At 39.9% G+C, this 23056-nt stretch carries 24 protein-coding genes; 21 read left to right on the top strand and 3 right to left on the bottom strand.

Going from position 1 to position 23056, the window contains the following annotated elements; genetic code table 11:
- The 3 genes from CTER_RS06375 to CTER_RS06365 all read left to right on the top strand — a co-directional run.
- Positions 1-1364: glycosyl hydrolase family 38 protein (locus CTER_RS06375; protein ID WP_004624419.1), on the top strand; the 1364-nt coding region annotated here is incomplete at its 5' end.
- A 72-nt stretch (positions 1365-1436) separates the two neighbouring features.
- Positions 1437-2354, top strand: a complete 918-nt coding sequence (locus CTER_RS06370; protein ID WP_004624352.1) for an ROK family protein — start codon at positions 1437-1439, stop codon at positions 2352-2354.
- A 36-nt stretch (positions 2355-2390) separates the two neighbouring features.
- Entirely contained in the window at positions 2391-4145 is a 1755-nt protein-coding gene (locus CTER_RS06365) for a class I mannose-6-phosphate isomerase (protein ID WP_004624422.1), read from the top strand.
- Positions 4146-4351: 206 nt separating this feature from the next.
- Here the strand turns inward: CTER_RS06365 and pssA are convergent, their stop codons facing one another.
- Complete coding sequence (gene pssA / locus CTER_RS06360; RefSeq protein WP_004624481.1) at positions 4352-4891, bottom strand: CDP-diacylglycerol--serine O-phosphatidyltransferase; 540 nt, start codon at positions 4889-4891, stop codon at positions 4352-4354.
- A 267-nt stretch (positions 4892-5158) separates the two neighbouring features.
- Here pssA and CTER_RS06355 point away from each other — a divergent pair, with 267 nt between their 5' ends.
- Both CTER_RS06355 and CTER_RS06350 read left to right on the top strand, forming a co-directional pair.
- Positions 5159-5797, top strand: a complete 639-nt coding sequence (locus CTER_RS06355; protein WP_004624380.1) for an HAD-IA family hydrolase — start codon at positions 5159-5161, stop codon at positions 5795-5797.
- Between the two features lie 92 nt (positions 5798-5889).
- Positions 5890-6426, top strand: coding sequence for a hypothetical protein (locus CTER_RS06350; RefSeq protein ID WP_242834938.1), 537 nt, complete (start codon positions 5890-5892; stop codon positions 6424-6426).
- Positions 6427-6446: 20 nt separating this feature from the next.
- Here the strand turns inward: CTER_RS06350 and CTER_RS06345 are convergent, their stop codons facing one another.
- Positions 6447-6944 carry a GNAT family N-acetyltransferase gene (locus CTER_RS06345; protein ID WP_004624364.1) on the bottom strand — a complete coding sequence of 166 codons (498 nt, stop codon included), beginning with the start codon at positions 6942-6944 and terminating at the stop codon, positions 6447-6449.
- A gap of 197 nt (positions 6945-7141) precedes the next feature.
- On the opposite strand from CTER_RS06345, the gene CTER_RS06340 reads away from it, so the two are divergent.
- From CTER_RS06340 to CTER_RS06310, 7 genes are all read left to right on the top strand, one after another.
- Positions 7142-7396 carry a DUF2508 family protein gene (locus CTER_RS06340; protein ID WP_004624416.1) on the top strand — a complete coding sequence of 85 codons (255 nt, stop codon included), beginning with the start codon at positions 7142-7144 and terminating at the stop codon, positions 7394-7396.
- A 271-nt stretch (positions 7397-7667) separates the two neighbouring features.
- Positions 7668-7859 (top strand): pro-sigmaK processing inhibitor BofA family protein, encoded by a 192-nt coding sequence (locus tag CTER_RS06335; protein WP_004624343.1) that lies wholly within the window; start codon positions 7668-7670, stop codon positions 7857-7859.
- 353 nt (positions 7860-8212) lie between these two features.
- On the top strand, positions 8213-8791 hold the full coding sequence (locus CTER_RS06330) for a 2-oxoacid:acceptor oxidoreductase family protein (protein WP_004624402.1): 579 nt from the start codon (positions 8213-8215) through the stop codon (positions 8789-8791).
- Positions 8788-9099: a 4Fe-4S binding protein gene (locus CTER_RS06325; RefSeq protein WP_004624467.1), complete on the top strand. Its 312-nt coding sequence runs from the start codon at positions 8788-8790 to the stop codon at positions 9097-9099. The genes CTER_RS06330 and CTER_RS06325 overlap by 4 nt, the downstream gene beginning before the upstream one ends.
- A gap of 16 nt (positions 9100-9115) precedes the next feature.
- Positions 9116-10300 (top strand): pyruvate ferredoxin oxidoreductase subunit alpha, encoded by a 1185-nt coding sequence (gene porA, locus CTER_RS06320; protein WP_004624313.1) that lies wholly within the window; start codon positions 9116-9118, stop codon positions 10298-10300.
- Between the two features lie 11 nt (positions 10301-10311).
- Complete coding sequence (locus CTER_RS06315) at positions 10312-11250, top strand: thiamine pyrophosphate-dependent enzyme (RefSeq protein ID WP_004624458.1); 939 nt, start codon at positions 10312-10314, stop codon at positions 11248-11250.
- A gap of 307 nt (positions 11251-11557) precedes the next feature.
- Positions 11558-12541, top strand: a complete 984-nt coding sequence (locus CTER_RS06310) for a CotS family spore coat protein (protein ID WP_004624360.1) — start codon at positions 11558-11560, stop codon at positions 12539-12541.
- Between the two features lie 104 nt (positions 12542-12645).
- Here the strand turns inward: CTER_RS06310 and CTER_RS06305 are convergent, their stop codons facing one another.
- Positions 12646-14316, bottom strand: coding sequence for a formate--tetrahydrofolate ligase (locus CTER_RS06305; RefSeq protein WP_004624367.1), 1671 nt, complete (start codon positions 14314-14316; stop codon positions 12646-12648).
- Positions 14317-14639: 323 nt separating this feature from the next.
- Here CTER_RS06305 and CTER_RS27455 point away from each other — a divergent pair, with 323 nt between their 5' ends.
- The 9 genes from CTER_RS27455 to CTER_RS06265 all read left to right on the top strand — a co-directional run bounded on the left by CTER_RS27455 (position 14640) and on the right by CTER_RS06265 (position 23044).
- Entirely contained in the window at positions 14640-14813 is a 174-nt protein-coding gene (locus CTER_RS27455; RefSeq protein WP_004624371.1) for a sporulation peptidase YabG, read from the top strand.
- A 240-nt stretch (positions 14814-15053) separates the two neighbouring features.
- Positions 15054-15320, top strand: a complete 267-nt coding sequence (locus tag CTER_RS06300) for a Veg family protein (protein ID WP_004624451.1) — start codon at positions 15054-15056, stop codon at positions 15318-15320.
- Between the two features lie 399 nt (positions 15321-15719).
- The gene (locus tag CTER_RS06295) at positions 15720-17288 is read left to right on the top strand and encodes a DUF3794 and LysM peptidoglycan-binding domain-containing protein (RefSeq protein WP_004624471.1); all 1569 of its coding nucleotides are present in this window, start codon (positions 15720-15722) and stop codon (positions 17286-17288) included.
- Positions 17289-17496: 208 nt separating this feature from the next.
- Positions 17497-18339 (top strand): 4-(cytidine 5'-diphospho)-2-C-methyl-D-erythritol kinase, encoded by an 843-nt coding sequence (ispE, locus tag CTER_RS06290; protein WP_479725112.1) that lies wholly within the window; start codon positions 17497-17499, stop codon positions 18337-18339.
- 14 nt (positions 18340-18353) lie between these two features.
- The gene (locus CTER_RS06285) at positions 18354-19037 is read left to right on the top strand and encodes a GntR family transcriptional regulator (RefSeq protein ID WP_004624376.1); all 684 of its coding nucleotides are present in this window, start codon (positions 18354-18356) and stop codon (positions 19035-19037) included.
- 109 nt (positions 19038-19146) lie between these two features.
- A complete protein-coding gene (locus CTER_RS06280; protein WP_004624315.1) occupies positions 19147-20760 on the top strand; it encodes an ATP-binding protein in 1614 nt (537 codons plus the stop codon).
- A 126-nt stretch (positions 20761-20886) separates the two neighbouring features.
- The gene (locus CTER_RS06275; RefSeq protein WP_004624478.1) at positions 20887-21618 is read left to right on the top strand and encodes a PspA/IM30 family protein; all 732 of its coding nucleotides are present in this window, start codon (positions 20887-20889) and stop codon (positions 21616-21618) included.
- 46 nt (positions 21619-21664) lie between these two features.
- Entirely contained in the window at positions 21665-22156 is a 492-nt protein-coding gene (locus CTER_RS06270) for a GNAT family N-acetyltransferase (RefSeq protein WP_004624453.1), read from the top strand.
- Positions 22157-22219: 63 nt separating this feature from the next.
- Positions 22220-23044, top strand: a complete 825-nt coding sequence (locus CTER_RS06265; protein WP_004624425.1) for a hypothetical protein — start codon at positions 22220-22222, stop codon at positions 23042-23044.
- Positions 23045-23056: the final 12 nt, after the last annotated feature.

Raw genomic sequence — 23056 nt, 5'->3', positions numbered from 1 at the left:
AAATAGAGCTGAAGGTTCCGGAGACTTTTCTGGAAAAAGGCAGACATCTGTCTGCAATACGTATGAAAAGATTACTGCCCTATAATTCAAAGGATGAAGCTTATAAGTACTTCGGCACTGAAAAACTTCCACCTTTCTCCTGGACTAAAATACCGTTTTCTGTCCTGGAGCAGAATAGAGCAGCCAAGCCGGCTGAGGATAAAGGTTATAAGATAACCGGAAACAGTATTGAGACACCGTATTACCGTATGACCTTTAATCCCGCAACAGGAAGGATTGAACAGCTGTATGATTTATCAACTGATTGGGCCATGCTGGACAAAAACAGCCAGTGGACTTTGTTTGAATATGTCAGAGAGACTATAGATCCTCTTTATAATGAAGAACACAGGTCTACGTTTTTCCCCCGGGATGTGGAACTGGGCAACAGAAGTGTGAGCGTTTGGAACCACAATTGGAAGGGCAGGAGGCAAAGTGCCGAGAGAATATTGAAATGGCATATAGAAGAAGAGGCAAATTCTGTTTCTTTTATTATGGAATTTAAGGCAGAAGGTGTTGAGGAGCTTAAGCAAAAAATAACTTTTTCCACGCTGCACCCAAGAATTAAATTCAAGGCATACATGAAGAAGGAGAACTTTACCAAACCTGAAGGAATATATTTTGCTTTTCCTTTAAATATCAACGGTGGCTGGAAAAGCCGGTTTGATACAGCCGGAACCTTCATTGAACTCGATAGGGAGCAATTGGGCAAAGTAAGCCGTGATTGGGTGACTGTTGATCAGACTGTCTCAATATATGATGACGAAAAAGGTGTAGTACTGGCTTGTCCTGATGCGCCAATGGTACAAATCGGAGATTTCAATTTTGGCAGAGAAAGCCAAAGCATTGAACGAAAAGAAAATCCCCTGCTTTTAGCCTGGCCTATGAACAACTACTGGGACACCAATTTCTGGATCAGCCAGCCGGGGCCCATTCAGCTCAGTTATGAAATGACACCTTTTAAGGAATTTGATGCAATAAATGCATACAATCTTGGACAGCTGGCAAATGAACCGCTTTTCATCAATGCTGCTGTCAGCTGCAAAGAGGTGGAGAGGGGCAAGCTTTTTGAGGGCTGCGGAGAAGGAATTGTACCAATACTGATAAGGCCTGCAAAAAAAGAGGGCGGTTTGATTGTTATGCTAAAAAATATGACAGAGACAGAAGCTCAATACAACTTTAACCTTCCGGGAAAGACAATTATAAAAGCTTGTCTTGTAAACGTTTTGGGTGAGGAAATTTCAGAACTAAATGTTATAGACAATAAGGTCAATGTGAATATTCCACCTTGTGCACTTTCCCATTTGCTTGTAGCTTTTCAGTGATGACATTTAATAAAAAATTGGATCAGGTTTCGGAAGAGACATGTCTTTATCCAATTACGCAGGGGTGAAAAAATGAATTATTATTTGGGGTTGGATGTTGGCGGAACCTCGGTAAAATGCGGAATCATAGATGAGTCCGGCAACATCATGTTTGATAGAATATTTTCTTATAATGCACAGTCCTACGCAGATAAAGATACTATTATATCCAATTTCTCGGCAATTTTTAAAGATTTGGCGGGAAAAATATCAGATCCGGAAATTAATATAAAGGCAATAGGGCTGGCTTTTCCGGGACCATTTGATTATGCTGGCGGTATTAGCTTTATAAGAGGAATTGGGAAATATGACAGTATTTATAATATTAATTTAAGGGAAGAATTCTTCCACAGCATAAGAGAAGATGAATATTTATCGTCTCTTATGGATAAAGAACCAGAAATTATATTTATGCATGATATAGCAGCGTTTGCGCTGGGTGAAATTTTCTATGGCAAGGGTATAGGGTATAACAGGATTATTCATTTGTGCATAGGGACCGGAGCAGGATCGGCATTTTCAATAGACCATAGGCTGGTGGGGACCGGAGAAGGAGTACCGGAAAACGGCTGGATCTATAATACAAATTTTAAGTCCAGTATCATTGATGATTATATCTCGGCAAGAGGACTGGCAAACATCGCAGCCCAATATTTTAAAGACTCCCAGGATGGAAGGAAACTATATAACAAAGCTATAAAGCAGGATGAAGCGGCATTGCTGGTATTCAAAGAATTTGGGCGGGACCTGTATGAGGCATTTACCCCGTTTATTATTGGATTTAAAGCCGATTGCATCATCCTGGGCGGGGAAATAGTCAAAAGCTTTAAATTCTTTGGACGGCAGATTGAGGAGTTCTGCAAAGCTGAGAAAGTTGATATACGATTGACTCATAATACTTCAAAAAGTACCTTGATGGGTCTTTACCGGAGTTTAAGCCGGGGGCAGTGACATTGAACAGGCACATAACTGGACATGGAGGTTAAGATGAAATCAAATTATAATAAGCAGCCATATATAGAAGTTAAAGGTTATGAAAATAATCACAGCTGGCAGGGTTACGGCAATATTGTCGGTGAGGTTCTCCGTGCCGCAGGTGGACTAAAAGGTGAAAGGACCATTATTGCCGTGGATTTCTACCCCGGGGTAAGGATTGAAGAAATCAGGGAGAATATTGTAGATAAACTGCAGGGTGATTTAGTCATTTTCACTGATGAGGATATATTTGAAACAAATGAATATATTACCGATAAAATAGCGGAGTATATGACAGATGACCGCGTATTCGGCATCATGTGCCACTTGAACTTTAAGGATTTTATTAATGCTGATAAACTAAACAAAGTCAGCAGGAAAATAAGCCAGGCCAAGGGCAGGATAGTCATTTATGGTATTGCAGCCTGCCTGCTTGTTAAACCGGATATTCATATATATGCGGATATGGCACGCTGGGAGATCCAGCAGCGGTACCGCTCGGGTGAGATATCCAACTGGAAGCATGATAATTTTAAGGATGATGCGCTTGTTAAATATAAAAGAGGCTTTTTCTTCGAATGGCGTATTGCCGACAGATATAAAAAGGAAAGGATGGATTCCTTTAATTATGTTCTGGACACAAACTTGAGAAACAACCCCAAAATGATAACGGGAGAGGCCTATATTCAAGGGCTCAGACAGGCTGCAGGACAGCCCTTCAGAGTTGTGCCCTTTTTTGATCCGGGAGTGTGGGGCGGGCAGTGGATGAAAGATACCTGTGATCTGGAAAGAGATACTGAAAACTATGCTTGGTGCTTTGACTGCGTACCTGAAGAAAATTCCCTTTTGTTAAAAGTTGGGGAAATTATTGCTGAGATTCCGTCTATTGACCTGGTTTTCAAATATCCCAGAGAACTCCTGGGTGACAAGGTGCATGCAAGATTCGGGACAGAATTCCCTATCCGGTTTGATTTCCTGGATACAATGGGAGGACAAAACCTGTCTTTGCAGGTTCATCCCTTGACCGAGTATATCCAGGAGAAATTCGGAATGAATTATACTCAGGATGAGTCATACTATCTTCTGGACGCGAAAGAGGATGGCTGTGTTTACCTCGGAGTCAGAGCAGACACTTCAAAGGAAGAATTTTTCAGCGATTTGGAAAAAGCCCAGCAAGGTATTATGGACTTCCCGGCAGAAAAGCATGTTAATAAATTCAAAGCAAAGAAACATGACCATTTCTTGATACCTGCGGGTACGGCCCATTGTTCGGGAGATAATACCATGGTTCTGGAGATTTCCTCAACTCCCTTTATTTTTACCTTTAAGTTATGGGATTGGGGAAGGCTGGGACTGGACGGAAAACCCCGCCCAATACACCTGGAACATGGCAAGGCTGTTCTGCAGTTTGACCGGAACACAGAGTGGGTAGAAAAAAACCTTATAAACAAAATCGAGACCCTGGCCGAAGGTGATGGATGGAAAGAGGAGAGAACGGGGCTTCATGAAAGAGAATTTATAGAAACCCGGAGACACTGGTTCAGTTCGGCCGTAAATCACGATACAAATGGTGGAGTAAATGTTATTAACCTTGTTGAGGGCGGGGAAGCAGTTGTTGAATCTGCTGACGGCCGATTTGAACCGTTTAAGGTGCATTATGCCGAAACTTTTATAATTCCGGCATCTGTCGGAAAGTATACCATCAGACCCTGCGGTGAATCGGAGGGTAAAACCATAGGAACTATAAAGGCTTATGTGAGAACTTAAATCCTACACTTAAACCATATTATATTATGAATGATAAATATTTATTAGAAAATGAAAACCCTTATGCAATGAGTGCTTAAGGGTTTTTTTCTGCTAAATCGGGCTTAAAGAAATCTCCCGGGTGTACTTTTCAACACAATGGGATTTAAATGTGGATTTAAGCTGTAATTTTTTAAAATTCTGTGGATAAAAAATTTAATTCTTTGTCATCTCTTTTTGATTTGAATTTTACTAACCATTAAATAGGATAATAAAACTATTATTACAGCGCAGATTATGGTATTTATATTGCTGTAACTGTGTCTAATGTGTGAAAAACTGTTATAAAGATTTATTATTGACAGAAAAGCACCGGCGATTGTAATGGGAACGCCGCAGAATACATTATTGAATGTAGTAATGTTGTACCTTGCCAGCCTGTAAGCTCCCGCAATAGGAAACAACACAGTGAGCAGATATCCGATGATGCCTAAATTGAAAAAGCTTATTTTCCAGGCGATTATAATTGGTGCCACACCAAATGAAATCAAATCTGAAAGTGAATCCAGCTCTTTTCCCAATTCACTTGTACTGTCAAGCATCCTGGCTACCTTTCCATCAAATCTGTCGGTTAATGCAGCTACCATCACCAATAAAGAGGCCTGTATCAGATCATCTTTTATGGAAAAGAGCAATGCAATTATACCAAGAGAAAGATTAATGAAGGTTAAAAGGTTTGGTAATGAATGCTTAATCTTGTTTTTCAATGAATCCACCCTCTACTTCCAAACAAATTATTTTATATTGTCATTAGTGCCGCATCCACGTATATACTGAAAGCTTGATAAAAAAATAAATATATTCTTGTATTAGTCTATAAATGTATATATTATAGATTATAATTAATTATATTAAAATTAACAAGTTAATTGTTACTTTATATAATATACGTAACAAATTTGAAAAGGTTTATTATCTTTAAAAATTATAGATTGTTTCTAATTAATTTATGGAGTTTGGATAGGAAAATAATTATGAATAATTTTAAGTATGTTTTTTTTGATTTGGACGGAACACTGATAGATACGGTTCCTCTTATTCTGGAATCCTTCAACTACACTTTTATGCACCATTTTGGCGAGACCAGGCCCGAAGCCGAAACTATAAGCTATATAGGAATTCCCCTGATAAAACACCTGGGAGAGATTTATCCCGGTAAAGAAGAAGAGCTGGCCATGACATACAGAGAATACAATGATAGAAAACATGACAGCAGTATAGGAGTCTTTCTGGGAATCTGCCAGTTGATCAAAACTCTTTATGAAAAGGGAATTGTATTGGGAGTTGTCACTTCAAAAAGGAGAGAGCTGGCAGTCAGGGGACTAAAACTCTTTAACCTGATGGACTATTTCGCGTTTGTCAACGGCTCGGAAGCGTCACAAAAGCATAAACCCGAGGGAGAGCCTCTTCTTAAAGCCATGGAGGCGGTAAACGCGCTGAATAAGGAAGAGGTCCTGTACGTAGGTGACAGTCCCCTGGATATTCTTTGTGCTAAAAATGCGGGTGTCAGAAGCGCAGCAGTAGCGTGGACCTACAGTCCGAGAAGTGATTTGGAAAAAGTGGAGCCTGACATTTTTCTCGAAGAGCCGTTAGAGCTGCTCAGGTATATTTAAAATATTGCAGCTTTAAAGACAAGCTTTTGAAAAAGCATATATACACAACAAAATGCAAATACTTTATCTGAAGGCAGGACTACAATACAGGAGTGATTTTATTGTCCAGGACTATCGTTGCAATTTTTGATGTGTATGACAATGCTGAAAAAGCAGCATATGAAGTAAGAGATAAGGGCTTAAAAACTGATAATATCTCAATTATTGTCAAGGATAACGGAAACAGGGGATATTTAAAAGCAGGCAATGATGGTCAGATATATGCTGCCGGCTGCTCTTCCTATCCTTTCAGACTGACCCGGCGGGAGAAAATATCGGATGGAATAATCACCGGGGGTATATTTGGAGGGGTAACAGGCGTGGTACTGGGAGCAGTAAGTATGTTTATACCCCGTTTGGGATTGATAGCTGCAAGCGGGCCTATTACCGGTCTTTTTGCGGGTTTTGTCCTGGGAGGCCTAATAGGAGTTGTAACCGATATGCGGGTACCCAAAAGCAAAAAGGAGAAATACCACAAGCTGGTATCGGACGGTAATGCTATTTTCAGCATGAAAGTGGATGAAGAACGAATGGACACAATTATAGAGATAGTAAAGGAAAACGGTGCCCTATCGGTGGAAAAGTACTGATACCGGCGGATTTAAGCCTGCTATAAAAGAATTTTGGCCATATAGTATTCATCAACATAAACCCCATCCACAAGCAGTGAATTTTCTTTCAGGCCTTCGATTTTGAACCCCATTTTCTTATACAAACCTATGGCAGCTTCATTATGCGTCATAACAGTAAGTTCAAGTCTTGTTATGCCATTGTCCGCTGTCCATTTGTTTAATTCTTCAAAAAGTCTTGTACCGGTTTTTTTACCTCTGTGGCTCTTTAAAAGGCCAATAACTATGTAGGCACTATGTTTTATTTTATTTGCGAAGCCTCTTTCGGCAGTCAGAAACCCTACCAGTTCTCCATTTTCCTCAGCTGCCAGCATGAGCGAATTTGATGAGTAAAAACTCTCAATGACCGATTTTATTTCGCCTGCAGAGGTCTTTCTTTCCCCGGGTTCATACATCATGTACTTTGTTTCATTATCCAACTGTTTCAGCATATTTAAAAATATTTCCGAGTCTTTTGTCTGGATTTTTCTTATTACCATATATCCGATCCCTTCTAAAATCAAATAATTACTTCTATCTTATTATATACCATCTTATATATCATCAGCTAAACTGCCAGGAATAATATATGATCAGTGGCTTAAAAAAACAGTAGCAAGAATATTTCCACAGACGTATAAATAGTATAGTAATGGGTCAATCCTTTATATACCAGTAAAAATGGAAGGAGACGCTTATGGAAGTTTCATTGAACAAGCAGTTGAATAAAGTGGTTGGCACCGTAGAAGAAAAAATACTGGATGCTGAGAGGACTGATATTTTATTTGAAATTAACAAAGTAAAGTGCGATTTGCAGGATGCATATAATAATTTTGATTTTGTTCAGGATTCACTGATGGTGGATTTTTATACATATCAGATAAAGGCTTACGAGGCAAAGTTTGAATATTTGATAAAGAGAGCCAAAGCAATGGGGATATGCTATAAATAATTTATACCGGAGTGAGTTAATATATAAATATGATTTTATTAGGATTAAAAAGGATTTTGTCAGTTGAAAAACAGGCAAATCCTTTTTTGGTTTATTTGGAATATGTTAAGCCGGAGGACGATAAATGCCCATTTGCCGAAAAGCTTTCATCCAGACAGGAATATTTTGTCCACTTTAAAAATACATATTAGTAAGCCAATTACAGCGGATGAGGGAGTAAAGAGATTTCATTGCAGTTTTGTGGCCACGAATGTGGCTCATGGAGGTTAATATGAATATTGTGAATGTCCTGAAAAAAATAATGCTGAACACAATATTAGGTGCAGTATTGCTGGCAATTATAAATTTTGCCGGGATATACTTTAATTTCAGCATAGCACTAAATATATATTCGGCATTAATAATCGGCGTACTTGGTGTCCCGGGTTTGATTCTTCTGATTATATTAAAATATATTATATAATATAGTAAATAATACTTTATATTATGACGTGGTCGTAGTATGAAGTATTATTTTTTGTATAATTGTTACATGTTTGTATACAAAGAACAATTTAAGTTTACAAAAGTACAGAACTAATGCTACTTTAAACATAGTTGCTTGACAATAAAAAGTCAAACATATATACTTTTATATGGACAAGTTTATCTTTTGGTTAGTTGTCTTATAGTTATTAAAATGAATCTCGGAGTACATAGCTGGCAGAATTTGACGTAACAATAAAGTAAATGCTGTATGCTGATAAAAGTTAAAATGAGGTTCAAAAACCTTATAGAGATTCATTTAAAATTCAAATAAAGAGGAGGGTTTGCCAAATGGGCAAGGTTGTTGAAATCAGATGGCATGGACGTGGTGGTCAAGGCGCAAAGACAGCATCATTATTGCTTGCGGATGCAGCGTTCAATACCGGTAAATACATTCAGGGTTTTCCTGAATACGGCCCTGAAAGAATGGGTGCTCCAATCACAGCTTATAACAGAATAAGCGATGATAGACTTACAATTCATTGTAACATTTATGAACCAGATTATGTAGTAGTAGTAGATGATACTCTGCTTACAGCTGTAGATGTTACTTCGGGTTTAAAGGAATCGGGAGCTTTAATAATCAATACTACTAAAACTCCTGAAGAAATCAAACCATTATTAAAGGGGTACAAGGGCAAAGTTTGCACAGTAGATGCAAGAACCATATCTATTGAAACTTTGGGCAAGTACTTCCCTAACACTCCAATGCTTGGTGCAGTTGTAAAAGTAAGCGGAGTAATGGGCGAAAAAGAATTCCTTGATGACATGGTTGGTTCCTTCAAACATAAATTTGCTAAGAAACCGGAAGTTATAGAACCAAATATCAAAGCTATTGAAAGAGCTATGCAGGAGGTGAAAGGGCTATGAGTTGCAACAAAGAATTAAAAACAGTTTCTCCTGACGTTAACTGGAAAGACATAACCAAGGGCGGAAATATTCCCTGGGCCGGTAATGCCGAGCTTTTTAAAACCGGTGACTGGCGTTCAATGAAGCCGATCTGGCTGGAAGATAAGTGCAAGCAATGTTTACTTTGCTACCCTGTTTGCCCTGATACTTCCATATTGGTTAATGCAGAAGGCAAAAGAGTAGAATTTGATTATGATCACTGCAAAGGTTGTGGCGTTTGTGTAAAGGTTTGTCCTTTCAAAGCTATCGACTTTGTAGAAGAAAAGTAAGGAGGGAAAATTCAAAATGGCTATTAGAGAAAGATTAAGTGGTAACGAAGCTATGGCTGTTGCCATGAAGCAGATAAATCCGGATGTAGTTGCGGCTTTCCCAATAACTCCATCAACAGAAGTTCCCCAATACTTCTCAACATTTGTTGCAAACGGTCAGGTTGATACTGAGTTTGTACCTGTTGAGTCAGAGCACAGTGCCATGTCAGCATGTATAGGTGCACAGGCTGCAGGAGGAAGAGCTATGACAGCTACCTCTGCAAACGGACTTGCTCTTATGTGGGAATGTTTATATATAGCTTCATGTTCAAGACTTCCAATCGTTTTGGCATGTGTTAACAGAACTCTTTCAGGACCTTTGAACATACATAACGATCACAGTGATTCAATGGGTGCCAGAGATTCAGGTTGGATACAGATTTATTCAGAAAATTGCCAGGAAGCATATGACAATATGTTAATGGCTAACAAAATAGGGGAACACCCCGATGTCCTTCTTCCGGTTATGGTTTGCCAGGACGGATTTATCACTTCTCATGCTATCGAAAATCTTGATCTTGTTGAAGATGACAAGGTAAAGGCTTTTGTTGGTGAATACAATCCCGAAGAATACCTCTTAAATAAAGAAAATCCAATTGCAGTCGGTCCTCTGGATCACTTTACCCACTGCTTCGAGCACAAGAGACAACAGGCTCAGGCAATGATGAATGCAAAGAAGGTTGTTCTTGAAGTTTCAGCTGAATTTGCAAAATTGACAGGCAGAAGCTATGGCTTGTTTGAAGAATACAATGCAGAAGGCGCAGAAGCTTGCGTAGTGGTTTTGAACTCTACGGCAGGAACTGCAAAATTTGTTGCAGACCAATACAAAGCTCAGGGCAAGAAGGTTGCCGTATTGAAACCAAGATTGTTCAGACCTTTCCCTGTTGATGAAATAGCAGAAGCTTTGGCCAAGTACAAGGCTATTGCCATAATGGACAAGGCTGAAAGCTTTAATGCTGCCGGCGGTCCGTTATTCACCGACGTTACCAGTGCACTGTACGCCAAGAGCGTATTTGGACCCAAGGTAATAAACTACATCTACGGACTTGGCGGAAGAGACGTTAAGACTGACGATATTGAAGTTGTATTTAATAAAACATTGGAAATTGTCGCTACAGGTAAAGTTGATTCGGTTTACAACTACCTCGGCGTAAGAGAATAGGAGGTGCGATGATGGCTTACAATTTAAAAGAAGTTGCCAAGAAGCCTGAAAGGCTTACTGGCGGACATAGAATGTGTGCCGGATGCGGAGCTCCGGTTGTAGTTAGACAGATTTTAAGAGCTTTAAAGCCTGAAGATCACGCAGTTATTGGTTCGGCCACCGGATGTTTGGAAGTTTCTACTTTCCTTTATCCATATACTGCATGGAAAGATTCCTTCATTCATAATGCATTTGAAAACTCAGCTGCAAATATATCAGGAGCTGAAGCTGCTTATGTTGCCATGAAGAAAAGGGGAAAAGTTAAGGGTGAAACCAAGTTTATCGCTTTCGGCGGTGACGGAGGAACTTACGATATAGGTCTCCAGTCTCTTTCAGGTGCTATGGAAAGAGGTCATGACATGGTTTATGTTTGCTACGACAACGGAGCATACATGAACACCGGTATCCAGAGATCATCAGCTACTCCCAAGTATGCTGATACCACTACTTCACCTGCAGGTAAGGTTATTCCCGGCAAGCTGCAGTGGAGAAAAGATCTGACAGGTATTATGGCAAGCCATAACCTTCCATATGTGTGTCAGACTGCTGCTATCGGAAATATGAAAGACCTTTATGAAAAGTCTGAAAAGGCTCTTTATACAAAGGGTGCTGCATTCATGAACGTATTGGCTCCATGTCCAAGAGGCTGGATCTACAATACTCCTGATTTGATGGAGTTGAACAAGCTGGCTGTTGAAACTTGCTTCTGGCCGTTGTATGAAATAATCGACGGTAAATATATCGTTAACTACAAGCCCAAGAACAAGCTTCCAGTTGTTGATTTCTTGAAGAAGCAGGGAAGATTCAAGCACTTGTTCAAAGCTGGAAATGAATACATGATCGAAGAAATCCAGAATGAAGTTGACAAGAGATGGGAAGAACTCTTAAGACTTGCCGGAGAAGAAGTATAATAACAAATAGATTTTTGTTTTCATTAATTGAGATAAAAAAGCGGATGAATCTTTTGATTCATCCTTTTTTTATCTCAACAAGCCACGCCTCCCGGATTATGCTGTGCAAGGGTATATTACCGGGCGCCCAATAGCATATTTTAATTCTACATATTGCCTATGGTTCATATAATCTAATAGCGAAAGCTTTCCAGGTAAAAATATATTGCGGTTTGAAATCACTGAATTTGCTTAAACAGTCCGCTTGATGAGAAGATACCGGTTCAGTTTTAATCTATTTAAGTTCAGGTAGTATATGGAGGCCTTTATGCATGAATTAGAAAGGGAACTGCAGGAAAATTACGATATTAGGATAAATAGTATAAGCAATTTCAGAGATATGTTTATTGCTAATACCGATAACGGCAGGAGATTGATTAAAATAACCGGTCTCAAACCCGACAGGGTCAATTTTATTGCTGAGGTAAAAGAGCATTTATTTCAAAACGGTTTTTGTAATATAGACAGAAATATATTTACAAATTCGGGGAAATCCTGTATTACCTACAATGACCAGACAATATATATGTGCAGGTATGTGGAAGGCCGTGAATCCAACCTGGATAACAGGGAGGAAAGCATCAGGTGCGCCAGGCTCCTGGCTAAAATGCACAGGGCTTCAATTGGCTTCGGCTGCTCTGAAAACAGCAGTCCCAGAAATGAACTGGGAAGGTTGCCGTCCAGTTACAGAAAACGCCTGGACGAGATAAAAAAGCTTAAAAAGAATGCTGTAAAGGGAAAGATGAAGTTTGACAATCTCATGTGCAGATATGTAGATTATTTCTATGAGCTTGGAGAAAGAGCCCTGAACCTGCTGGATACTTCCGATTACTATGAACTGGTGGAGGATGCCGAAAAAAATAAAAACATATCACACCATGATTTTAATCATCATAACATCTTTGTGCAAAACAGTGATATGTATCTCATAAATTTTGAGTACTGCTGCTATGACTTAAAGGTTTACGATCTGGTCAACCTGCTGAGAAGAAAAATGAGAAAATGCCAATGGGACATTGACGAAGCGGCGTTGATAATTAACGAATACAGTAAAATCGAATCACTGTCGGAAAGCGAGCTGGACCTGATGAAATTAATGCTCATGTTCCCGCAGAAGTTCTGGAGGGTCATAAATAAGTATTATAACAGCCGGAAAAGCTGGTCGGAGCAAAATTACATAAGCAGGCTTGAAGAGGTTATTGATGAGGTAAAATATCTAAAGGAGTTCCTGGAGAAGTTCAGCGCACTTTGACTCATTAAATAAAATTTATACTGGATAACAAGAAAGAGGGAGCTCCAAAATACAGGCTCCCTCTTTAATTACGTTCTTATATTGAAACAACATATTTTAACAATTTAAAACAACCCTGTAATGACACCATTTTGGTCAATATCAATCTTTTCTGCCGCAGGTGCTTTTGGAAGTCCCGGCATTGTCATAATATCACCTGTGAGAGCAACAATAAAGCCGGCTCCGGCTGAAACCCTCACTTCCCGGACTGTTACGTCAAAGCCGGTGGGTCTGCCCAGCAGTGCAGGATTGTCGGATAGTGAATATTGTGTTTTTGCCATACATATGGGCATTTTGTCCAGGCCCATTTCTTCAATTTTTGCAATTGACTTTTCTGCGGTTGCAGTGTAAATTGCCGTATTGCCTCCATATATTTTTGTTACTATTGCCTTGATCTTTTCCTTTATGGGAAGAGCGTCGTCATATATCGGGGCAAAGTTGGCTTCTGCGGTGTCAGTCAGCTCAACCAGCTTTTCGGCAAGTTCCTCACCGCCGTCACCACCCCTCAGGAATACATCTGAGAAGGCAACCCTGACACCAAGAGCTGTACATCTGTCACGTACCAGCTGTATTTCAGCATCGGTATCGGTGTCAAAATGGTTTATTGCTACAAGAACAGGTACGCCGAATTGCCGGAGGTTTTCTATATGCTTCTCTGCGTTGGCAAAACCCAGAGATAGAGCCGGAATATTTTCAGCCTTAAGATTTTCCTTCTTTATGCCTCCATTGTATTTAAGGGCCCTTATGGTGGCAACCAGGACAACTGCGGCAGGTTTCAGTCCTGCAAAGCGGCACTTGATATCAAAGAACTTTTCGGCTCCCAGATCGGCACCGAAGCCGGCCTCGGTTATAACATAATCAGCCAGCTTCAAAGCAAGCTTTGTGGCTGTAACGCTGTTACAGCCATGGGCGATGTTTGCGAAAGGTCCTCCATGCATTATGGCAGGAGTGCCCTCAAGAGTCTGAACCAGATTTGGCTTTATGGCGTCCTTCAGTAAAAGCGTCATAGCGCCGTCAACTTTGAGATCCCGGGCGGTCACAGGCTGACCGTCGTAATTGTAGCCGATAATGATCCTTCCCAGGCGCTTCTTCAGGTCGGTTATGTCGGACGCCAGACAGAGGATGGCCATAATTTCGGAGGCAACAGTGATGTTGAAGCCGTCCTCTCTGGGAATGCCGTTCATTTTGCCTCCAAGACCCACGATAACGTTTCTTAAAGCCCTGTCATTCATATCCATGCAGCGTTTCCATACAATCTGCCTGGAGTCAATATTCAAAGTGTTACCCTGCTGCAAATGGTTGTCAATGGCAGCTGATAAAAGGTTGTTTGCGGCAGTTATGGCGTGCATATCACCTGTAAAGTGAAGATTTATATCCTCCATGGGAACGACCTGCGCATAGCCGCCTCCTGCCGCTCCACCCTTAATGCCCATTACGGGACCCAGGGATGGCTCTCTCAGTGCAATAACCGCATTCTTTCCAATTTTGGCCATGGCCTGCCCAAGTCCGACAGTGGTTGTAGTTTTTCCTTCTCCAGCAGGAGTCGGATTTATGGCTGTCACAAGCACTAATTTGCCGTCATTGTTGTTTTTGACCTTGTTCCATAAGCCTTCGGAAAGTTTGGCCTTATAATTTCCGTAATATTCAATGTCCTCTCCGGATATTCCAAGTTTCTCGGCTATTTTTCCGATGTGGAGCATTTTACAGTTCTGGGCAATTTGAATATCTGTAAGCAATGTGTTTCTCCTTCCTGAAAGTCACTTAAAATTTATTTAAAAAATTTATGGGTAATTAAACTGGAATTGCGAAAAAATACTGTGCAATTTTGATTATACAACAACAAATACCAAAGTTCAAAAAAAATTAGGGATATGAAGAAAAACAGACTGGGAAAGAGGTACAATGGGGTATAATAAAGAAATACAATATACTTAAAATCACCAACCCGTAAATAAACGCATAAAATATAATATAAAAAATTTTTGAATTTTTTGGTTACATACAATCATAATAATTAATTCAAAAGTTGGCATAATAAACTATGAGGGGAAGGCAATTTATGCAGCAAATTGAAATAGGTAGCCTGGTATATAGAAAGTCTTACCAGAAAGATGTTCTTTTCAAGGTATCTGATATAAGATATGTTAACGGAAAGAAAGTCATTATTTTAAAGGGTGTAGATGTCAGGTTAATTGCGGACGCAGAAGAGGAAGATCTTGATATAAAGCAATAGGACAAGAACTGGAAATACCCGATTACTTAAATTTCCAATTGAGGCTCTCTTGAAATTATTTGAGGTTTTTTGGAAATAATCAATGCTAAATTTCACCAAAACCCCTTGTTTTTGGGTAATATAGGCGGTAAAACTCAAAAAAATGCTTGACATAGATGCAATACGCTTGTATAATATAATATTTTTGACAAGCAGATTCATTTATGCTATAATTAATTAAACTGATGATGAGGTGATAGCATGATAGATCGAGGCGAACTCTTTCAGATAAAGAGGGACATTGAAGGTTGTATTGGTGAGAAGGTACAACTCAGGGCAAACAAAGGCCGCAAAAAATCTTTTATTAGAGAAGGTGTTCTTGAAAATACTTATCCAAGTATTTTTGTAGTTAAATTCGAGAACGAGTACGATAATACCAGAAGGGTTTCATATAGCTACACTGATATACTGACAAAAGCAGTTGAATTGGTTGTATATAAGGATGACAAAAAAATTCAGGTATGCTAGACTTGTTTATTTAACCTCTCTTGAGAGAATTGACAACGCTTTCTGAGAAAACTTAATAATATAATTAAACCCTGACTTTTATATGGGTTTGCAAAAAAGGTCATTTTTATAATGACTTTTTTGTTTTCTGGTACAATATTCTGCATATTGGGCGCATAATTTCGAGTGAATTTTTCAGAGGACAACGCAGTCATCAGGGAAATTGGCCCAAAGGATGCGCCTTGAATATACAGAATATTGTATGTGGGAAACAGGGGGACTTGGTAAAAATAAGTCTCTTTTTTTACGCATATTTTTCCCGGGATACTAATATATATTACATAGCAGATTTATTGATTAGCAGGTTTTTCGCCTTGATAATTAAAGATGTATCAATTCAAATAAGGGGAGGATGGAGAAATGTCTCTGGAGTTAGTTAAAGAGGCCTTTAAGGTGAATAATTTATTAGGTGAGGATACAATTCAGACAGTTATCGAAAATGACATAATAGTACCGGATACAAAACCGGACATTGCCAGAGTGCTTCTTCTAGACGGAGATGTTTTTGTTACTGGCTGTGATGCGGGAACAGACAGAGCAGTCGCCTCGGGCTGCATTGTGTGTAAGATTCTTTATGTCTCGGACGATGAAGCTAGAAGCGTTAAAAGTATAATATCAAATATACCTTTTTCCTACACTCTTGATATACCCGGTGTCAGAGGAGGAATGAAATGCAGAACAAAAGGTATTCTGGAACATATGGATTATAATCTTCTGAATGGAAGGAAAATAAATGTAAAATCTATACTTTCCCTGAACTGTAGGGCTCAGGATGAGCTTGAAAGGGAGTATTGCTCAGGTGTGGCAGGACTGGAGGATGTCCAGGTCCTCACCGACAATGTCGTGCTTAACTCGTATCTGGGCAGTAACAAGGTAAACTATGTAATCAAGGAGGATCTTGACCTGCCCTCCAGCAAACCCACCATTGGAGAGGTTCTGAGCAACGATGTAAAGATAACCGGCAAGGATTTCAAAATAGCCGACGGCAGGGTCATAGTCAAGGGAGATATAGCTATTTCCACGCTTTATGTGGCTGATGATGAGTCAAGAAGTATGCAGTACATGGAAAATGAGGTAGCCTTTACGCAGTTTGTTGACCTTGACGGTGTAGATGATGATACCCTTGTTGATGTTGACTACGATCTGGTAGATTACAAGGTTGATGCTGCAGAGGATGCGGATGGAGAGCTCAGAAGCTTAAGAGCTGAGGTTAATTTAAATATCTATGTGGAAGGTACCAGCAGAAAAGAGGCCGAGATCCTGGCAGATGCATACAGCCCAAAACTGAGGATTTCACTGGAGAGGAGCACTATTGAACTGGACGAAATATTTGCAGAAAACAGGAGTCAGATTACAATCAGGGATCTTGTTGATTTAAATGAGTGCTCACCCGAAGTTTCGGAAATTTTCAATGTTTTATCGAAGTACAATACAGCCGATATGCGGCTTGAAGAGGATAAGGTCGTAATCGAAGGGTCGGTTCAGAACAACCTGCTTTATCTGGCTAACAGTGAAGAGCAGCCCATATTCTGTTGCAAAAAGGATATTCCCTTCAAGCATGAGATAGAGATAAAGGGGATCAACAGGGACATGAACCCGAATGTATCCCTGGAAATGGAGCATTGCAACTACAGTATGGTCTCTTCGAACCAGGTGGAGATAAGAGTGGCCATAGGTGTAAATACAAAAGTGGAAGCCAAAAAGAAGGTTCCGGTCATATTTAAAGCCAATGAAGGACAGATTGATGAGAAGAAGCTGCAGTCAATGCCCAGCGTGATAATATATATTACACAGCCCGGGGACAGTTTGTGGAAAATTGCAAAGAGATACGGAACAACTGTGGATATTTTAATGAAAATCAATAATTTCCAGGACAGGGATGTTTTGATGGTAGGCCAGCAGATTCTTGTATTGAAGAAGGCCATTTAGAAATAATTACAATTCCATAGGAAAATATTTAAGAGCTGGTGCCTGAATTTTTCAGGCATCTTTTTTTTAATGTATTAAAATGTATTTAAAAGTAGTAAAATAATTTGTGTATAACTTTGAAAGTACTCCCGTTATTGATTTGTATTGAATATAAATTGTATTTTGTATATAATGTACTAAACTAATTATTAAAGGAAGAGAGTAGATGATTTCATTTAAAGCACATGCAAAGATCAATTTGTCGTTGGATGTTTTGGGAAAAAGAGATGACGGATATCATACCCTTCAAATGATTATGCAGACAATACAATTACATGATACTATATCTATTCGTAAAATTCCAGCCGGAGTGGAAATAATGTGTGAAGCTCCCTATGTCCCCAACAACAGCTCAAACATTGCTTACAAGGCGGCCGAAGCCATGCTAGGCAGATATGGAATAAAGGCCGGCGTAAGAGTGGAGATCAGCAAGAGGATACCTGTTGCTGCCGGCCTCGCAGGGGGCAGCACTGATGCGGCAGCGGTTCTGAAGGGTATTGATTCCTTGTTTGAGCTGGGTGTAGAACAGGCTGAACTGATGCAGCTGGGGAAGATAATCGGAGCCGATGTCCCGTATTGTATCATGGGCGGAACGGCCCTGGCTGAAGGCATCGGAGAAAAACTCACACTTCTGCCGGCCGCAGGGAATATACCGTTGGTACTGGTAAAGCCCAGGATAGGGGTATCCACCGCCTGGGTATATAAGAACTTTAAATTGGAAAAGGTTAAGGAAAGACCCGACACGCAAATGCTTATTTCAGCTTTGGCTTCAGGAAACAAAAGAAATTTGGCCGCCAATATGAAAAACGTCCTGGAAAGTGTAACACGTGAGAAGTATCCGGTTATCGATGCCATTAAGAGTGAGCTGGTAAAGCTCGGTGCTATGGGCAGTATGATGAGCGGAAGCGGCCCCACGGTATTCGGGATATTTGAAGATGCAGACAAAGCAGAGTATGCGTTTAATAAAATAAAAAACAGTAAACATGAGTGCATATTAACTCATACAGTTTGATTAAGGAGGCAGCTATGGCAGGTAAACTATCAAAAATTAATCTAAACGATTATAAGCCCTTAAGGGAGGTTATTTTTAATTCCTTAAGAGAAGCTATCATTATTGGAGAGCTCCGTCCCGGAGAACGTTTAATGGAAGTACAGCTGGCTGAGAAAATGGGTGTCAGCAGGACTCCGGTCAGGGAGGCTATCAGAAAGCTGGAGTTGGAAGGGCTTGTTGACATGATCCCGAGAAAGGGTGCTCATGTTGCAGAGCTTTCAGTCAAGGATATAATGGATGTGCTTGAAGTGCGTGCATCCCTTGATGGTCTGGCTACGGCTCTCGCGGCAGAAAGGATCACTGATGACGAGCTGAAGGAACTCAAGCATATAAATCTCCAGTTTTCCTCATATATTGAAAAGGAAAATCTTAACGGCTCAATAAAAAAAGATGCCGAGTTCCACGACATTATATACAGGGCATCCAGAAACGACAAGCTGCTTAATATCCTGAACAACCTCAGAGAGCAGGTTCAGAGATTCAGAGTCATTTATATAAAGGATTACAACAGTCCTAAAAATCTCATTAAAGAGCACAATGACATTTATGAGGCAATTTCGTCAAGGGCAATTGAGGCTTCAAGAAGCCTGGCTAAAACCCATATTCAGAATCAGGAGGAAACAATCCTGAGTTCAATTAAAATGCAAAAAAACAGGTAATAAATAAATAACAAATGTTTAACCTTACTATTAGCAGACTTTTTTTGTTTTTTTGTATATAATTATTATAATAATAAAATAAAAAATGCAAACTGGAAAAGGATAATATATGTGGTTCAATGAATTTTTGTCAAAATATAAATCCGGAATATCACATGAATTTTTGTTTTATTTTAATGTAAAGGATCTGATGGATAACAGCAGGAACATATTCAGATACCTGGATGATGAGTTTATAAAACAGAGAAATTTCGGGATAGTTGCTTTTTATGATATATCAAGGGGACTGACTTTTCTGGAACCTTCAATGGAACGGGAATTCAACATGATCACCGGGAATGAGGTTTCAAATCTTTTCAGGTCCATGCCGTCCAAGATATTTCCTTTTATAGATATGGCTCTCCGGAACACCAAAATGGCACTGTTTATTGACCATGCCGAAAAAATCGTGCCGGCCGGCGATCTGGGAAGCATGACCCTCGAAGAAAGAATGGCACTGATATGGCTGTCCGAATGGTCGGTCAATCCACGGATATCCTCGGTGGGAAGCACCATATTCATGCTGTCCGACAACCTTGCGGACATCAGCAGGGAGTTTCTGAAGCCGGCCTACCGTATTGAGCCGATATTGGTGGAGCTGCCCGGTGAAGCAGAGAGAAAAGATTATATCAGTTATCTTCTGGAGGACAAAACAGCCCACTCCGGGATCTCCCTGGAGGAATTCGCAAAGCTGTCCTCGGGACTTAACAGAAAGAGCATCAAGGATATAAAGCTGAAGGCTGAAGCCGAAGGGGTGCCCATTACCTTCGAATTCATCAAACAGAAAAAGCACGATGTCCTGCAGAAGGAATACGGAGATGTGCTTGAATTCATATATCCCGAAATAGATTTTGATGATCTTGGCGGTATGGATGCTGCCAAGGCCTATCTGACTAAAAATATTATCGAACCCGTCAGAAGAGGCGACTCAAGGAGAGTTCCGATGGGAATACTTTTATGTGGGCCGTCGGGTACCGGTAAAACCCTGTTGGTAGAAGCTCTGGCCAAATCCAGCGGGTTTAATTGCGTGAAGATAGATATGTCCAGGATACTGGGACAGTACGTGGGTGAAAGTGAAAAGAATTTCAAAAAGTGTTTGCTGGGTGCCAAATCCCAGGAACCTGTTATTGTTTTTGTGGATGAGATAGACACCGCTTTCAGAAGAGGAGAATCCGGGGACAGCGGCGTTAGCAGAAATATTTTCAGCGAATTTTTACAGTTCACCGGTAATACAAATAATAGGGGAAGAATTATATTCATAGCAGCCACCAACAGACCCGACCTGCTTGACGCCGCGCTGAAGAGAGCGGGAAGGTTTGACAAAAAAATACCTGTGCTTCTGCCTGAACAGGAGGAGAGGGCTCAAATCTTCAAGATAGTTATTAACAAATATGGCATTGCTACAAATATTCAGGATTTCCTGCCCTTCTCAAAGCTTGCCGAAAACTATACAGGAGCAGAGATAGACACTGTGGTAAGAAAAGCTTATGAGCTGGCCTGCAACAAAAAAGAGGAACACCCCGTGATAACAGGGCCCATTCTGAAGGAGGCACTGAAAAAGTGCAGGCCCAGTACACAGGATATTGAATTTATGACGGAATTGGCGTTGGCTGAATGTGACGATATAGACCTGCTTCCCAAGAGGTATTGGGGAAGATTTGAAAAAGTGTCAAAACAGGCATAAATATTTATAATAATGTTAAAAGGATATTTACTTTAGCAGCTTTTTATTATAAATTTAAAGTATTGAATATTTGAAATTATAAATAAACTTATAAAAGACATTATCAAATTTTAAGGAGGAAGTGTAATGGGCTTATTTAGCAGGCTTGGACAGATGTTCAGAGGATTTTTCGGATTATTTGTCGGAGGATTGGAAGAGAGAAATCCGGAAGCATTGTTTGAAGATATTAAAAACCAGATTGACAAGGCAAGACGTGAGGCCGAGCACCAGATAATTGAAATCCAGACAAGTGCTGAAATGATAAAAATAGAAATGAAAAACGCGGAAAGAAATCTCAATGCCATAAAGGCAAGAGTGGAATCTGCTTCCAGAACCGGAGACAAGGAGCTGCTTGTGGAACTTCTCGTTCAGGAAGAGGAATATCAGACAGTATTTGAGACCCATAAGGCCACTTATGAGAATGCAATGATTCAGGTTGAGAAAATACGTGAAGATTATAAGATATTTGAGTCTGAAATGAATGCCAAGCTTAACGAGCTTAAAACTCTCAAGTCACAGGCTAAAATGGCAAATCTCCGCGAAAACATCAATTCTGTCAATGCGCAATATACCTCTAAGAACAGCCGTGTGGGCAGTGTCAACGACAACCTTGACAGAGCCCGTGAAATAGTCAATAAAAAGACTGCAAGAGCAAATGCTGTTGAATCTCTTAATAATGACAATATTGATATGAAGCTGAAGAGACTTGATATGAATTCGGCAAGAGACAGAGCGAGAGCCAGGGCTGAGGCAATGCTCGGCGGAGATAACGGCGGTTTTGAGGTAAAGGAAAAAACCGAAAATAAGGCTTCAAATTAATAAAATAAATCAAACTTAAACTTATACTTGGGGAATGGATGTTAAAATGGGAGAACTTATACGTACGGCAAACGAGACTGATTTACCTGTAATTACAGAGATATACAATTGGGCGGTTGAAAATACAACTGCCTCATTTGATATTAACCCTCAAACTGTGGAACAAAGAGCTGTTTGGTTCTCCCATTACAATCACAGGCATCCTTTGATTGTCTATGAACTGGAGGGTTGTGTTGCAGGTTATGCCTGTCTGTCCGAATTCAAGGCCAAAGAGGGGTATAAGGATACCTGCGAGTTGTCGGTATATATCCATCCTGATTATCAAAGAAGGGGTATAGGCAATGAATTAATGCGGGCGGTAATCGAGGCCGGCAGGGAAAAAAGCTTTCATGCAATAATTTCCTGCATCACTTCAGATAATGAGGTTAGCATAAAAATGCATGAAAAGTACGGCTTTGAGCTGTGCGGGCATTTAAAGGAAACAGGCTATAAATTTGGAAGATATTTGGATTGTTTATTTTATCAGTACCTGCTGTAGAGGAGACTGATAGATTTTCATTAATTTTTGCTACACTGCTATAACGGTGAAATGAGGAATGTTATGAACGGGAATTTATTTTATAGTGCAGTATTCAGATTTAGAAATATTACTACTTTGATTTTTTGGTGTGCACTTGTATTTTTGATCAGCAGTGCTCCCGATCTTCAGGGTACAAACATTAGCGGTATTGACATTAACACGCTTGCCACCGGTGCATATGGTACAGGAGCGTTGCTTTATGTTGCTCTTGTAATCCAGAGTATGTTTAGCAGCAACTTCAAGGAAGAAATGCAGCGAAAAGAGAAGAAAAGAGAAATAAACAGGCTGAACAGGGAATGTTCGAGATTGTCGTCCCAGACAAGAAACTATGCTTCTCCTATCCAAAGGCAGAAACTCAGGAAAATAATGCAGGACAAGGATGATATATTCAACTCCTTGAAAAGAGGAGACGACTACAGCTATCTCAAGGAAAAGATAGTGGAAAAGAGTCTTAATCTCGTTATCTCGTATACCAGATTAATGACGAATTATTCCATAAGAAGCAAGGAACTGTCTGAAATAAACATAAGCGATTTGATGAATAAAATAAATGCAAACCGCAGGAAGCTTAACTTTATGAAGGATGACAGAACATATGACGATGTCAAGAGCATTATTGAAATGGATGAACAGGTAATCAACAGGGTCAAGGATGAAAAAAATGAGCTTGAAAGAATCCATGCCAGGCTGGATTATATAGAGAGCATGCTAAGCATGTTCAAGCATCAAATTGTTTCAAGCATTGAATCGGAAGAGATGGTTGAAAAACTGGAAACAGCAGTTAATGAAGCTACCGCACTTGATAATGTATTACAGGAAAGAAGGCGCAATCAGATCAGAATGTAATAAACCATAATA

The organism is Ruminiclostridium cellobioparum subsp. termitidis CT1112 (genome assembly GCF_000350485.1).
Lineage (GTDB): Bacteria > Bacillota > Clostridia > Acetivibrionales > DSM-1351 > Ruminiclostridium > Ruminiclostridium termitidis.
The sequence above is the reverse complement of the archived record's forward strand: the minus strand, read 5'-3'. Positions and strand labels throughout refer to the sequence as shown.